We start from the raw sequence: 13,858 nt of genomic DNA, 5'->3' as shown, positions 1-13,858 counted from the left end.
GGTGGGGAGTGAGACTCCGGTCACGCGGTGACCTACCTCACCCACCCCGAGGACGGGTCAGTGCGTCTCGTACGCCGGTTGCACCAGCTCCACCAGGACCCCGCCGGCGTCCTTGGGGTGGATGAAGTTGACCCTGCTGTTCGAGGTGCCGCGACGCGGCTCGTCGTAGAGCAGGCGCAGACCGCGCTCCCGCAGGACCGCGCTCACGGCCTCGACGTCCTCGACCCGGTAGGCCACCTGCTGCACGCCCGGACCGAAGCGGTCGAGGAACTTCGCGATGGTCGACTCCGGCGTGAGGGGGGCCAGCAGCTGGATGTGCGACCCGCTCCCGCCGACGGCCATCATCGCCTCCCGGACGCCCTGCTCCTCGTTGACCTCCTCGTGGGCCAGCGTCATGCCGTAGGTGTCGCGGTAGAAGGCGATCGCGACATCGAGGTCGGTGACGGCGACGCCGACGTGGTCGATGGCCGTGAAGAGCTCGGTGGGCAGCGCTGCATCCATGTGCCTCACCCTAGGACGCAGCCCGCACGGCGCGACAGGAGTCCTTGGTCACTCCCGCTGCCTGCGCCCCTAGACTGGCTCGCATGTCTGCACTGTCCCGGGACGACGTCGCCCACTTGGCCGGCCTCGCCCGCATCGACCTCTCGGACGCCGAGCTCGACCGGATGTCCGGCGAGCTCGGGGTCATCCTCGACTCCGTCGCGAAGGTGCAGGAGGTCGCCGCCGGTGACATCGAGCCGATGTCCCACCCGCTTCCCCTGACCAACGTCACCCGCCCCGACGTGGTCCGCCCGTCGCTCGGGGCTGCTGCCGCCCTCGCCGGCGCGCCGCAGCAGGACCAGCAGCGCTTCTCGGTGCCGCGCATCCTCGCCGAGGACTGACCGGCGCCCGCGCGGCCGCCCCTGACCCTGCGCTCCTCGCGCACCTCGCGACAGACCAAGGACCACCACTCGTGAACTCCGACCTCACCCGTTCCAGCGCCGCCGAGCTGGCCCACGCCCTGGGCTCCGGCGAGCTCAGCTCCGTCGAGATCGTGCAGGCGCACCTCGACCGCATCGCCGCCGTCGACGCCGACGTCCACTCCTACCTCCACGTCGACGGGGAGGGCGCGCTCGCCGCCGCCCGCCAGGTCGACGAGCGTCGTGCCGCCGGAGAGGACCTGCACGTCCTCGCCGGGGTGCCGATCGCGGTCAAGGACGTGCTCGCGACCAAGGGCCTCCCGACGACCTGCGGCTCGAAGATCCTCGAGGGCTGGGTACCGCCGTACGACGCCACCGTCGTGGCCAAGCTGCGCGCGGCCGGCATGCCGATCCTGGGCAAGACGAACATGGACGAGTTCGCGATGGGTTCCTCCACCGAGCACTCGGCCTACGGCCCCACCCACAACCCGTGGGACCTGACCCGCATCCCGGGTGGGTCCGGCGGTGGCTCCGCAGCCGTCGTCGCGGCATACGAGGCTCCGCTGGCGATCGGCACGGACACCGGTGGTTCGATCCGCCAGCCGGCGTCCGTGACCGGCACGGTCGGCGTGAAGCCGACGTACGGCGGGGTGTCCCGCTACGGGCTCGTGGCGCTGGCGTCGAGCCTGGACCAGGCCGGTCCCTGCACGCGCACCGTCCTCGACGCCGCCCTGCTGCACTCGGTGATCGGTGGGCACGACCCACTCGACTCGACGTCGATCGACGCACCCGTGCCGGCCGTCGTGGAGGCGGCCCGCCGCGCCGACGTCAAGGGGCTGCGAGTGGGTGTCATCAAGGAGCTGGGTGGTGAGGGCTACCAGGCCGGCGTGCGCGCGCGCTTCGACGAGTCCGTGGCGCTGCTGCAGGAGGCCGGTGCCGAGGTCGTCGAGGTGTCCTGCCCGAGCTTCGACTACGCGCTCGCGGCCTACTACCTGATCCTCCCCAGCGAGGCGTCGTCCAACCTCGCCAAGTTCGACGGAATGCGTTACGGCGCAAGGGTCCTGCCCCCGGGCATCGACGACCCGAGCGCCGAGCAGGTCATGGCTGCCACCCGTGACGCCGGCTTCGGCGACGAGGTGAAGCGCCGCATCATCCTCGGCACCTACGCCCTCTCGAGTGGGTACTACGACGCCTACTACGGCCAGGCGCAGAAGGTTCGCCGCCTCATCGCCGACGACTTCGCCACAGCGTTCGAGAAGGTCGACGTGCTCGTCAGCCCGACCGCGCCGACCACGGCGTTCAAGCTGGGCGACAAGCTCGACGACCCGATGTCGATGTACCTGCAGGACGTCGCGACCATCCCCGCGAACCTCGCGGGTGTCCCCGGCATGTCGCTGCCCAGCGGCCTCGCCGACGAGGACGGCCTGCCGACGGGCATCCAGATCCTCGCCCCGGCGACCCGCGACGACCGGCTCTACGGCGTGGGTGCGGCCCTCGAGCGGATGCTCCTGGACCGTTGGGGCGCTCCGCTGCTCACCAAGGCCCCCGAACTCTCCGCGAAGGGAGCGTGACCCCGATGGCCACCGCTGTCACCGAAGAGGTCGTCGACTACGACGAGGTGCTCGAGCGCTACGACCCCGTGATGGGTCTCGAGGTGCACGTCGAGCTCAACACCGCGACGAAGATGTTCTGCGGCTGCGCGACCGAGTTCGGTGCCGAGCCCAACAGCCAGGTCTGCCCCGTCTGCCTCGGGTTGCCGGGTGCGCTTCCGGTCGTCAACGACAAGGCGGTCGAGTCGGCCATCCGCATCGGGCTGGCGCTCAACTGCGAGATCGCGACCTGGTGCCGGTTCGCCCGGAAGAACTACTTCTACCCGGACATGCCGAAGAACTTCCAGACCTCGCAGTACGACGAGCCGATCGCCTTCAACGGGCACCTCGACGTCGAGCTCGAGGACGGCACGACCTACCGCGTGGAGATCGAGCGCGCGCACATGGAGGAGGACACGGGCAAGTCGCTGCACGTCGGTGGCTCCACCGGTCGCATCCACGGCGCGGAGTACTCGCTCGTCGACTACAACCGCGCCGGCATCCCGCTCATCGAGATCGTCACCAGGCCGCTCACCGGTGCCGGTGGGCGCGCCCCCGAGGTCGCCAAGGCGTATGTCGGTGCGTTGCGGGAGCTGCTGCGTGCCCTCGGCGTCTCCGACGTGAAGATGGAGCAGGGGTCGCTCCGCTGCGACGCGAACGTGTCACTGCGCCCGAAGGTGGGCGACGCGACGAGCGAGGAGCAGGCGGCAGTGCCGCTGGGCACCCGCACGGAGACCAAGAACGTCAACTCGCTGCGCAGCGTCGAGCGAGCCGTCCGCTACGAGATCACGCGGCAGGCCGCGATCCTCGACAAGGGCGGGAAGATCACCCAGGAGACGCGGCACTGGCACGAGGACACCGGGGTCACCACGAGCGGACGGGAGAAGTCCGACGCCGAGGACTACCGCTACTTCCCGGAGCCCGACCTCGTCCCCGTGGCACCGACCCGCGAGACGGTCGACGCCCTGCGCCGGACCCTCCCGGAGCCGCCCGGCGAGCGACGCAGGCGACTCCAGGCCGACTGGGGCTACAGCGATCTCGAGATGCGCGACGTCATGAACGCCGGTGCGGTCGAGCTCATCTCCGAGACCGTCGCCGCGGGTGCGACGCCCGCCGGTGCACGCAAGTGGTGGACCGGTGAGCTCGCCCGACGGGCCAACGCCGAGGGGCGCTCGGTCGAGGACTTCGGAGTCACGCCGACCCACATCGCCGAGCTCGACGGGCTGGTCCGGGACGGTCGCCTCAACGACTCCATGGCCCGTCAGGTGCTCGAGGGCGTCCTCGCCGGCGAGGGGACCCCGACCGAGGTCGCCGACGCCCGCGGGCTCGAGCTGGTGCAGGACGACGGCGCGCTCGAAGCCGCGGTGGACAAGGTCATCGAGGCCAACGCCGACGTCGCCCAGAAGGTGCGCGACGGCAAGGTCCAGGCCGCCGGGGCCCTCATCGGCCAGGTCATGAAGGAGATGCGCGGCCAGGCCGACGCCGGGAAGGCGCGCGAGATCATCCTGGCGAAGCTCACCGGCTGAACCTCGTCACGTGAACAGGACGCCCGCCCCGGAGCACTCCGGGGCGGGCGTCCTGCGTCAGGCCAGCGGCGGGAGTGCGGAGTCCACCGTGTGGAACTCGTCGGCCAGGACGCCGCATCCCAGGAGCGTGGGCGGTGTTGCGGGCGCGGTCACGTGAGGTCGCCGAGGGGGATCGCGAGGAGCTTGTCGTCGTGCTCGCCACCCGTCCCCCGGGAGGTGTTGTTCGACAGGATCCAGAGCCGCTCGTCGGGCGCCACGACCACGTCGCGCAGGCGTCCGTACTCGCCTTGGAGGAGGCGCTCCGGCTCGCCGGCGCGGTTGCCGGACACCGGGATCCGCCACAGCGACTCACCGCGCAGCGCTGCCATCCAGATGGCGCCGTCGGCGTAGGCGATGCCGCTGGGGGAGGCGTCCGAGGTGGGCCACTGCACCAGTGGCTCGACGAACCCGGCGCGCTGCTGCTTGCCCTCGACCACCGGCCACCCGTAGTTCTTGCCGGGCTCGATCCGGTTGAGCTCGTCCCAGGTGTTCTGCCCGAACTCGCTCGCGTACATCGTCCCGTCCGGTGCCCAGGCGATCCCCTGCACGTTGCGGTGGCCGTAGCTCCAGACAGGTGAACCGTCGAACGGGTTGCCGGGTGCAGGCTTGCCGTCCCGGGTGATCCGCAGGATCTTGCCCCCCAGCGAGCTGCGGTCCTGGGACCGGTCGGTCTCTCCGGCGTCCCCGGTCGTGACGTAGAGGAACCCGTCCGGACCGAACTTCAGCCGTCCGCCGTTGTGGTTGCCCGCCTTGGGGATCCCGGTGAGTATGGCGCGCTGCCGGGCCGGTTTCCCGTCCTCGAACGTCACGCGCAGCACGCGGTTGTCCCGCGCCGCGGTCGTGTAGAGGAAGACGCTGCGGTCGCTGGCGAAGGTGGGCGACACCGCGACGCCGAGCAGACCGCCCTCACCTCCGGGCTCGACCCCTGCCACCCGGCCGAGGTCGACGGGGGACCGGCCGTCCCGCACCTGCAGCAGCCTCGTCTCGTCCCGCAGGGTAACCAGGGCCGAGCCGTCGGGCAGGAATGCCGTCGCCCACGGGACGTCGAGGTCCTGGGCCACCGTCGACTGCGTCGTGACCGCAGGATCGGTAGTGGTGGTCGAGGACGGCGAGGACGGCGAGGACGGCGTGGACGGCGTGGACGGCGTGGACGTCGCGGTGGCTCCGCTCGACGGGGTGACCGGTGTCCGGCTCCCGCTCACGACGGGTGCCGACAGCTCACCACCAGCGCTGCCGTCGCTGCAGGCCCCGACGGCCAGGGCGAGCACTCCGGTGGCTGCCGCCAGGCGGACACGGGCGGATGGAACGGGACGAAGCGGCATACCCCATTGTGCGCGAGGTGACCGGCCACGGCACCCGGCGTCGCCCGACCCGCCGCCCGGCGGCAGGGACGGGCCGCGGGTTAGCGTGGGGCCATGACGCTCGTGACGCTGCCTGGGCAGGACTGGATCGACGCGGTCGGGCCGGTCCCCGGGCTCGAGCTCGCGGTGTGGGACATGACCGGTCCCCCGGAGCGGGCCGACGAGGTCAGGGTCGTCGTGCCGCCCTACATGGGTGCAGGTCCGCTGCTGCCCAACATCCGCCACGCACCCTCGGTCGAGCTCGTGCAGACCCTGACCGCCGGGTACGAGGACATCGCGGCCGTCCTGCCCGATGGCGTGGCCCTGGCGAACGCCGCCGGGGTCCACGACGCCTCGACCGCCGAGCTGGCCCTGGCCCTGACGCTGGCGGCCCTGCGCGACTTCCCCGACTTCCACGCGGCGCAGCAGGAGGGGCGGTGGCTCCCGGGCTCGATCCACCCGGCACTGGCGGACAAGCGCGTCCTGATCCTGGGGTACGGCTCGATCGGGCGGGCCATCGCGGCGAGGTTCACGCCGTTCGAGGTCGACCTCACCGCGGTCGCGAGCAGGGCGCGCGCAGGTGACGAGCTGGTGCGCTCCGTGCACGGCGTGGACGAGCTCCCGGGCCTGCTGCCCGAGCACGACGTCGTCGTGGTCATCGTCCCGCTCGGCGAGGCCACGGCCGGCCTCGTGGACGACGCGTTCCTGTCGGCGATGCCGGACGGCGCCCTGCTCGTCAACGTGGCGCGGGGCGGGGTCGTCGACACCGATGCCCTCGTCAAGCACCTCGAGGCCGGTCGGTTGCGGGCGGCGCTCGACGTCACCGATCCCGAGCCGCTCCCCGCGGGCCACCCCCTGTGGTCGGCACCCGGCGTGCTCATCACCCCGCACGTCGGTGGTGCGTCCACCGCCTTCAAGCCGCGCGCCGTGCGCCTCCTTCGCGAGCAGCTCGGCGCGTATGCCGCGGGGCGCCCGCTGAGCAACCTCGTCCGGGGGTCGGTTCAGGGGGCGTAGCCACGCACCCAGTCCACGACGAGCTCAGGGACGTGGACCGCCTCCTGCTCGTCACCGGACGTCGCCCACGTCGGGAAGTCGAACACGGCGAGCATGCTCTGGACGGGGTAGTCGGGCGAGACGGTCGTCGTGCGGACCACCTCCCCGTCGACGAGGAAGTCCGCGGACCCGGGGCGCCAGTCGACGGCATACACGTGGAAGTCGCTGACGTGGAGGTCGAGGCGCGGCGCCTCCCAGTCCTCGCGCAGGGCCGGGTCGCGGAAGGCGTGAACCCCCATGCCGACCTCGGCCGAGGCGCCGGCCACCGAGCGGCCGAACACCTCCATGACGCACAGCTCACCGCAGCGCTCGGGGGAGTCCTCGAGGCCGACGAACCACCAGGCGGCCATCGACCGCGGGCTCAGCGACATCCGCGCCCTCAGCTCGAGCCGGCCGAGGTGCGGGGTCCAACCCCACCACGGCTCCTGCACCTCCCGGACGACGCTGCGCTCGTCGACCGGCTGCTGGCCGACCCGGCTGCCCACCGGTCCCGAGAAGACGCCGGACTGGACCCCGGAGACGCGCAGGGGCGGGTCGTCCTGGACCTCCGGGCACCACAGACCCTGGTGCGGCGGCACGCTCAGGTGGAGGCAGGAGTCACGCACCTGCCAGGTCGCCGCGGAGGCGGCCCGCGAGCTCCACTGCGGGAGGTAGTGCGGCAGCCACCGAGAACGGTCGAGCCCGTCCGCGGTGTCGCCGTCGAAGTCGTCCTCGAACACCAGCCCGCCGGCCTGTGGTCCGGTCACCCCGTCCTCCTCCACGTGTCGCGAACTCGTCCCATGATGGGCGGTCACACTGACACCGGGCGGTGCCACCATGGGGTCATGACACAGACGATCGTGGGCATCGGGACACGCAAGGGGCTGTGGCTCGCCCGCAGCGAGGACCGCCGGACGTGGCAGGTCGACGGCCCCCACTTCCTCATGAGCGAGGTGCTCTCGCTCCTGTTCGACACCCGTCGCGCGACGCCCCGGCTCGTCGTCGGCTTCCGTTCCTCGCACTGGGGTCCGTCGCTGCAGCACTCCGACGACCTGGGCGCCACGTGGGTCGAGCACCCTGAGGGGTCGATCCGGTTCCCGGAGGACACCGACACCGCGCTCAAGGCCACGTGGCAGCTCGTCGCCGACCCGCACGACCCGCAGGTCGTGTGGGCGGGCACCGAACCGCAGGGCCTGTGGCGCAGCGAGGACGGCGGCGAGACGTTCGAGCTGAACCGCGGGCTCTGGGAGCACCCGCACCGGCCCGAGTGGGGGGAGGGGTTCGGGGGCGGCGCGATCCACACGGTGCTGCCGAGCCCTGTCGACGCCGACTCGATGCTCGTCGCCATGAGCACCGGCGGGGTCTACAACACCCGCGACGGTGGCCGCTCGTGGACGCCGGGCAACACCGGCATCCACGCCTACTTCCAGCCGCACGACGAGTGGCCGGAGTTCGGGCAGTGCGTCCACAAGGTCGCACGCGACAGCGCGACCCCGACCCGCCTCTACGCGCAGAACCACAGGGGCGTCTACCGCTCCGACGACGACGGTGTCACGTGGACCTCGATCGAGGCCGGCCTCCCCACCAACTTCGGGATGACGGCGGTGTCCAACCCCGCCCGCGGTGACAGCGTGTGGCTCGTCCCCATCGCCTCCGACGGCGAGCGCATCCCGCCCGGCGCGACCCTGCAGCTGCAGCGCACCGACGACGCCGGCGCGACGTGGCACACCCAGGACGCAGGCCTGCCGAAGCCGAGCTACACCAACGTGCTGCGCGACGCCGCCGGGACCGACACGCACGAGGAGCCGGGCCTCTACGTCGGCACGCGCAACGGCGAGGTCTACGCCACCCTCGACGGAGGGGAGTCCTTCACCCGCATCGTCGAGCAGCTGCCCGACGTCCTGTGCGTCCGGGCGGTGACCCTCCCGTGACGGCCCGCGTCGTGCTGCCGGGGCTGCTGCGCGACCTGGCGGACGGGGCGGCCGAGCTCCCGGTCGAGCTCGAGGGGCCGGCCCCGCTGGCCGACGTCCTCGACCTGGCCTTCGAGCCGTGGCCGATCCTCGCCTCCCGGATCCGTGACGAGCGCGGCGAGATCCGCCGGCACGTCAACGTGTTCGTCGACGGTGAGGACGCCAAGCGGGCCGAGGGCGTCCGCACCGAGGTCGGTCCGCAGGCGACGGTGCACGTCATCAACGCCGTGTCCGGTGGCTGACCCGGGCCGCGCGGAGACGACGGTCAGGGTCCGCGGTCGGGTCGGCGGTCAGCCGGTCCAGACGCCGTCGTCCCATGCGCGCCGCAGGACGGCCGTGTAGGGCGCGAGGTCCAGCCCGGCGGAGGCGAGCCACGCGTCGTCGTTGTACGTCGCGGCATACCGCTCGGCCCCGTCGCACAGGAGCGAGACGATGCTGCCGCGCTCGCCCCGGGCCGAGAGTTCGCAGGCGAGCCGCAGCACGCCGTAGAGGTTGGTGCCCGTGGAGGCGCCGGCCCGTCGGCCGGTGCGTTCGTTGAGGAAGCGCATGGAAGCGACTGACGCGGCGTCGGGGACGAGCATCATGCGGTCGACGACGTTCGGGACGAAGCTGGGCTCGACCCGCGGACGCCCGATGCCCTCGATGCGTGAGCCGCAGGCGGCGGCCACTCCGGCGTGGTCGCCGCGGAACGCGGGCAGGAACGCCGACCGCTCGGGGTCGACGACGCAGACCTGGCTGGCGAGCCCGCGGTAGCGCACGTAGCGGCCGATGGTGGCGCTCGTGCCGCCGGTCCCGGCCCCGACGACGACCCAGCGGGGGACCGGGTGCCGCTCGAGCGACATCTGCTCGAAGACGGACTCGGCGATGTTGTTGTTGCCTCGCCAGTCCGTGGCCCGCTCGGCGAAGGTGAACTGGTCGAGGTAGTGGCCACCGCGCTCGACCGCGAGCCGGCGGGCGACGTCGTAGACCTCGCCGGCGTCGTCGACGAGGTGGCACTGCCCGCCCTCCCGCTCGATGAGGGCGATCTTCTCCGCGCTGGTGGTCCGCGCCATGACGGCGATGAAGGGGAGCTCGAGCATCCGGGCGAAGTACGCCTCGCTCACGGCGGTGGAGCCGCTCGAGGCCTCGATGACGGTGGTCCCCTCGCGGAGCTCGCCGTTGCAGAGGGCGTAGAGGAACAGCGACCGGGCGAGCCGGTGCTTGAGGCTTCCCGTGGGGTGGGTCGACTCGTCCTTGAGGTAGATGTCGACGTCCGGCAGCCCGGGGACGGGGACGTGCACGAGGTGGGTGTCGGCGCTGCGGTTGGCATCGGCCTGGATGCGTCGCACCGCCTCGTCGAGCCAGGCCCGGTCGGTCGGGGCGGCTGCCGGTACGTCGACGATCGCGGGCACCTGGTCCATGGGGGCGAGGCTAGCGGTCGGCTCGAGGATCCCTGCTCGTCGCCGCCCGGATGAGCAGGGGGAGGAACTCTCGTTCGAGCGAGCCCGCCGGCACGGACCCCGGGTCGAGGAGGTGCTGGCCCAGCCCGCCCTGGAAGACGAGGCTGATGAGGCGCACGAGGTCCGTCGTCGACACGGCGGGGTGCAGCCCCTGGGCGGCGGCGATCCTGTCGACGAGGGGGACGAGCTCGTCGCGGATCGCGGCCTGGGCGCCGGCCCAGGCCGCGCGGGCCTCCTCGTCCCGCAGGGCGTGCAGGGCGAACTCACTGGTGAGCAGGTGCCAGCGACGACGTGACTCGGGGTCGTCGGTCCACACGTCGAACACCGCCTCGAGCACCTGCTCGAGCGACAGGCCGGGTCGCTCGGCGACCTCGGCGATGCGCTGCCGCAGCGCCGACGCGTGGGCGGCGTAGAGCTCGAGGACCAGCTCGTCCTTGGAGGCGAAGTTCGAGTAGAACGCGCCCCGGGTGAAGTGCGCCCGCTCGCACAGGTCCTCGACGCTGGCGCCGTGGAAGCCGCGCTCGGCGAAGACCTCCTCGGCGGCAGCGAGCAGGCGGCCCCGGGTCGCCTCGCGACGAGCGGTCCGGGGGGCGGTGGACGTGGTGGGGCTCACGGCGGCTGGGCTGGCTTCGGGCACGTCCCGGAGAATACACTCCTGTATTGAATACAGTTGTGTATCGAGAGGGGCCGGCACCTCGTGTCGACCACCGGACAGGCAGATCGCATGGAACTCATCGCCGACCACGTCAGTGTCGCGGGCCTGCACGGCCCGCTGCTGCTGCCCACGAGCCTGACGGCCGGTCCCGGGCACGTCACCCTGGTCGCGGGCGACCCCGGCTACGGCCACGTCGCGCTGGCGCTGGCCCTCGGTGGCCGAGCGCCGCTGATGGACGGAGTCGTCACCGTGGACGGTGACGCGTCGGAAGCGCTCCGTCGACGGCACGTCGCACTCGTCGACGTCCCCGACGTGACCGCGCCCGAGGGCGCGCTCAGCGTCCGGGCCGCCGTCGCCGAGCAGCTCGCGCTGGCGGGACGCCCCGCCAGCAGGGCGGCCACGCGGGCGTTCCTCGCCGGGCACGGGGTGGAGGACCAGGGCGAACGCTTCGAGAGCCTGCCGCCATCCACGCGCACCACGCTGCTCATGCGCGTGGCCGCGTCGCGGGCCGCCACGCGTGTGCTCGTCGTGGCCGCCCCCGACCGCCTCGGGGGAGACCCGACCGACTGGTATGCCGCGGCGGAGCGCCTCGCCGCCGAGGGCCTCACGGTCGTCGTGCAGGTGACCCACGGGACCGCCCGTCAGCTCGCCCTGCCCGCCACCTACGAGCTGGGGGTGGCCGCATGACCGCCCTTCGCCTCGCCCTCACCGAGCTGCGCCGCATCACGGCCGGACGGCTGCCGCGAGCTGCGCTGGCCGCCCTGGTCCTCGTGCCGACGCTCTACGGCGGGCTGTACCTGTACGCCAACAAGGACCCGTACGGCGCCCTCGACCGTGTGCCGGCGGCAGTCGTCGTCGAGGACGCAGGCACGACCCTGGCCAACGGTGAGCGGTTGCAGGTGGGCGACCGGGTCGCGACCGAGCTGCTCGACTCCCACAGCTTCGACTGGCACCGGGTCTCGCGGGCCGGTGCCGAGGCCGGGGTCGACGACGGGACCTACGACTTCGCGCTGGTCGTGCCCCGCGACTTCTCCGCGGACCTCGCCTCGAGTGCGGAGTTCACCCCGCGGCAGGCCCAGCTCCGGGTGGTCACCAACGACGCGAACAACTACCTGGCCCGCACGATCGCCAACCAGGTCGTCGCCCAGGTCACGAAGACCGTTGCCTCGCAGGTGAGCTCGACGGCGGCCAACCAGCTCCTGGTCGGGTTCGGCACCATCCACGACAAGGTCTCGGACGCGGTCGACGGCGCGGGCCGGCTCGCCAAGGGCCTGTCGGACGCGAAGGCGGGCGTGCACCAGCTCGCCGCAGGGGCCGACCAGCTCGCGGCGGGCCAGCAGCAGCTCCTCGCCGGCTCGAAGGAGCTGTCGTCCGGTGCGACGAGGGCGGCGAACGGCGCGGAGCGCCTGTCGACCGGGGCAACCCGTCTCAGCGAGGGCCTGGGGACCCTCGACGACCGGACCAAGAGCCTCCCCGCCGACACGAAGAAGCTCGCCGCCGGCGCGCAGCAGGTGGCCGACGGCAACGCGACGGTCGCCGCCGCCGGCCAGCGCGTCGCCACGGCGTCGCAGGACCTCGTGACCTCGCTGACGTCCGCCCGGGGCGACCTCGCGGACCGGCTGCGGGCCGGCGGGTTCACCGATGACCAGGTCCAGGCCGTCCTCGATGCCGCGGCCCAGCTCAGCGGTCCCGTCTCCGACGCCAACTCGCAGGTGCAGACGGCGTCGGGACAGCTCGACCGGCTCGCCACCGGTGCCGGCCAGGTGGCCGACGGCGCGTCGAGGCTCGCAGCGGCGGCAGGTCCGCTCCACGCGGGCATCCACGACGCGGCCACGGGGAGCACCACCCTCGCCGCAGGCGCGAGCGACCTCGCCTCGGGCAACCGGTCGCTGGCGTCGGGCGCCGCTCGTCTCTCGGCAGGGGAGCAGGACGCCGTCGACGGGACGAACCGGCTCGACTCGGGTGCCCACCAGCTGGCCGATGGGGTGGACCGACTCTCGGACGGGGCCACGCAGCTGCACGACGGATTGGCCAAGGGGCTGCGCTCCATCCCGGACCCCAGCGCCGACCAGCGCAAGGCCGTGGCGCAGACCCTCGGCAATCCCGTCGGGGTGCAGGGAAGCTCCCTCGCGTCCGCGAACACCTACGGTGCCGGGCTCGCCCCCTTCTTCCTCAGCCTGTCGCTGTGGATCGGGGCCTACGTCCTCTTCCTCCTGCTCAACCCCCTGTCCTCCCGGTCCCTCGCGACGGGGCAGCCCAGCTGGCGCACCGCGCTAGGCGGGTGGTTGGCCCCGGCTGCCCTGGGGCTCGTGCAGGCCGTCCTGGTCTTCACCGTCGTGCGGCTCGCCGTCGGCATCGACGTCGCCCACCCGGTGGCCCTGCTCGCCTTCATGGGGGCGGTGTCGGCGACGTTCGTCATGGTGCTGCACGCCCTGGCGGCGCGGTTCGGAGCCCCCGGCAAGTTCCTCGGCCTGGTCCTCATGGTGGTCCAGCTGGTCAGTGCGGGCGGCACGTTCCCCTGGCAGACGCTGCCCGAACCCCTGCACCCGTTGCACCACGTGCTGCCGATGTCCTACGCCGTCGACGGGGTCCGCCGGCTCATGTACGGCGGCTCGCTGGACCACCTCGGTCTGGACCTCGCGGTCCTGGCCGCATGGCTCCTCGGAGCGTTCCTCGTGTCCACCTCGGCGGCGCGTCGTGCCGGCCGGTGGACGGCCCTGCGGATCAAGCCGGAGCTGGCGATCTGAGCCGACGTCCCACGGCCCCCGAACCCCGTCGGCGCCCGGCTGTCAAGACTGGCTGATCGCCACGGACAGGGCCATGCTCGGGGTATGACCCTGGCCAGCGATGACAAGGTCCTGATCCTCTTCCGGCATGCGAAGGCCGAGGAGGGCCTCGGTAAGCCCGACCACGACCGTGAGCTCACCGCACGGGGACGGCGGGACGCGCGTGCAGCCGGAGCCTGGCTGCACGAGCACGGTCTCGGTCCGGAGCTGGTGCTCTGCTCGACGTCGGCCAGGACGCGCCAGACCTGGGCAGAGGCCGAGAGCGGCGGTGCGTGCGGCGAGACGGTCGAGTACGACTCCTCTGTGTACACCGGGGGTTCGGACGCCGTGCTGCGCACGGTCCGCGAGTCGGCGGGGGAGGCCCAGGTCGTGCTCGTCGTCGGGCACAACCCGACGATGGCGGCGCTCGCCAGCGGGCTCGCCGAGGGGAACGGGTCGCTGCAGGCGCACGACTGCCTCGCTGCCGGGTTCCCGACGTCGACCGTGGCGGTGCTCCGCTATGCCGGTCCCTGGGACGGGCTGGGTTTCGGCGCCGCCGAGCTCGAGCGCTGCCACGTCGCCCGCGGCTGAGGTATGCCGCGAC

14 protein-coding genes are annotated in these 13,858 nt (G+C 72.6%); 9 read left to right on the top strand and 5 right to left on the bottom strand.

The annotated features are described in order from the left end of the window. Nucleotides 1–57 precede the first annotated feature (57 nt). Entirely contained in the window at nt 58–501 is a 444-nt protein-coding gene (gene mce, locus ASC58_RS02475; RefSeq protein WP_056915232.1) for a methylmalonyl-CoA epimerase, read from the bottom strand. Nucleotides 502–584: 83 nt separating this feature from the next. Here mce and gatC point away from each other — a divergent pair, with 83 nt between their 5' ends. The 3 genes from gatC to gatB all read left to right on the top strand — a co-directional run bounded on the left by gatC (nt 585) and on the right by gatB (nt 4,014). Next, nucleotides 585–881, top strand: a complete 297-nt coding sequence (gene gatC, locus ASC58_RS02470) for an Asp-tRNA(Asn)/Glu-tRNA(Gln) amidotransferase subunit GatC (RefSeq protein ID WP_056915231.1) — start codon at nt 585–587, stop codon at nt 879–881. 71 nt (nt 882–952) lie between these two features. After that, nucleotides 953–2,470 (top strand): Asp-tRNA(Asn)/Glu-tRNA(Gln) amidotransferase subunit GatA, encoded by a 1,518-nt coding sequence (gene gatA, locus ASC58_RS02465; protein WP_056915230.1) that lies wholly within the window; start codon nt 953–955, stop codon nt 2,468–2,470. Between the two features lie 5 nt (nt 2,471–2,475). Beyond that, the gene (gene gatB, locus ASC58_RS02460; protein WP_056918454.1) at nt 2,476–4,014 is read left to right on the top strand and encodes an Asp-tRNA(Asn)/Glu-tRNA(Gln) amidotransferase subunit GatB; all 1,539 of its coding nucleotides are present in this window, start codon (nt 2,476–2,478) and stop codon (nt 4,012–4,014) included. 149 nt (nt 4,015–4,163) lie between these two features. Here gatB and ASC58_RS02455 read toward each other — a convergent pair whose 3' ends face one another. Continuing rightward, the gene (locus ASC58_RS02455) at nt 4,164–5,375 is read right to left on the bottom strand and encodes a sorbosone dehydrogenase family protein (protein ID WP_056918242.1); all 1,212 of its coding nucleotides are present in this window, start codon (nt 5,373–5,375) and stop codon (nt 4,164–4,166) included. A gap of 93 nt (nt 5,376–5,468) precedes the next feature. Here ASC58_RS02455 and ASC58_RS02450 point away from each other — a divergent pair, with 93 nt between their 5' ends. Next, complete coding sequence (locus ASC58_RS02450; RefSeq protein WP_056918241.1) at nt 5,469–6,407, top strand: 2-hydroxyacid dehydrogenase; 939 nt, start codon at nt 5,469–5,471, stop codon at nt 6,405–6,407. On the opposite strand, the gene ASC58_RS02445 is transcribed toward ASC58_RS02450, so the two are convergent. Then, the gene (locus ASC58_RS02445) at nt 6,395–7,192 is read right to left on the bottom strand and encodes a glycoside hydrolase family 16 protein (protein WP_056918453.1); all 798 of its coding nucleotides are present in this window, start codon (nt 7,190–7,192) and stop codon (nt 6,395–6,397) included. The genes ASC58_RS02450 and ASC58_RS02445 overlap by 13 nt on opposite strands. Before the next feature lie 78 nt (nt 7,193–7,270). Here ASC58_RS02445 and ASC58_RS02440 point away from each other — a divergent pair, with 78 nt between their 5' ends. Both ASC58_RS02440 and ASC58_RS02435 read left to right on the top strand, forming a co-directional pair. After that, nucleotides 7,271–8,356, top strand: a complete 1,086-nt coding sequence (locus ASC58_RS02440; RefSeq protein ID WP_056915226.1) for a sialidase family protein — start codon at nt 7,271–7,273, stop codon at nt 8,354–8,356. Next, nucleotides 8,353–8,637, top strand: coding sequence for a MoaD/ThiS family protein (locus tag ASC58_RS02435; protein ID WP_056915225.1), 285 nt, complete (start codon nt 8,353–8,355; stop codon nt 8,635–8,637). Before ASC58_RS02440 ends, ASC58_RS02435 begins: the two co-directional genes overlap by 4 nt. Before the next feature lie 48 nt (nt 8,638–8,685). Here the strand turns inward: ASC58_RS02435 and ASC58_RS02430 are convergent, their stop codons facing one another. Both ASC58_RS02430 and ASC58_RS02425 read right to left on the bottom strand, forming a co-directional pair. Continuing rightward, entirely contained in the window at nt 8,686–9,795 is a 1,110-nt protein-coding gene (locus ASC58_RS02430) for a PLP-dependent cysteine synthase family protein (protein WP_056915224.1), read from the bottom strand. A gap of 10 nt (nt 9,796–9,805) precedes the next feature. Further along, nucleotides 9,806–10,471: a TetR/AcrR family transcriptional regulator gene (locus ASC58_RS02425; protein WP_235529057.1), complete on the bottom strand. Its 666-nt coding sequence runs from the start codon at nt 10,469–10,471 to the stop codon at nt 9,806–9,808. Between the two features lie 87 nt (nt 10,472–10,558). On the opposite strand from ASC58_RS02425, the gene ASC58_RS02420 reads away from it, so the two are divergent. The 3 genes from ASC58_RS02420 (at nt 10,559) to ASC58_RS02410 (ending at nt 13,845) form a co-directional block, all read left to right on the top strand. Then, entirely contained in the window at nt 10,559–11,176 is a 618-nt protein-coding gene (locus tag ASC58_RS02420) for a hypothetical protein (protein WP_056918240.1), read from the top strand. Continuing rightward, nucleotides 11,173–13,236, top strand: a complete 2,064-nt coding sequence (locus tag ASC58_RS02415; RefSeq protein WP_056918239.1) for a YhgE/Pip domain-containing protein — start codon at nt 11,173–11,175, stop codon at nt 13,234–13,236. The genes ASC58_RS02420 and ASC58_RS02415 overlap by 4 nt, the downstream gene beginning before the upstream one ends. 84 nt (nt 13,237–13,320) lie before the next feature. Beyond that, entirely contained in the window at nt 13,321–13,845 is a 525-nt protein-coding gene (locus ASC58_RS02410; RefSeq protein ID WP_056915221.1) for a histidine phosphatase family protein, read from the top strand. Nucleotides 13,846–13,858: the final 13 nt, after the last annotated feature.

The organism is Phycicoccus sp. Root101 (genome assembly GCF_001426245.1).
Classification (GTDB): domain Bacteria; phylum Actinomycetota; class Actinomycetes; order Actinomycetales; family Dermatophilaceae; genus Pedococcus.
This window is presented reverse-complemented; position numbering and strand designations above follow the sequence as displayed.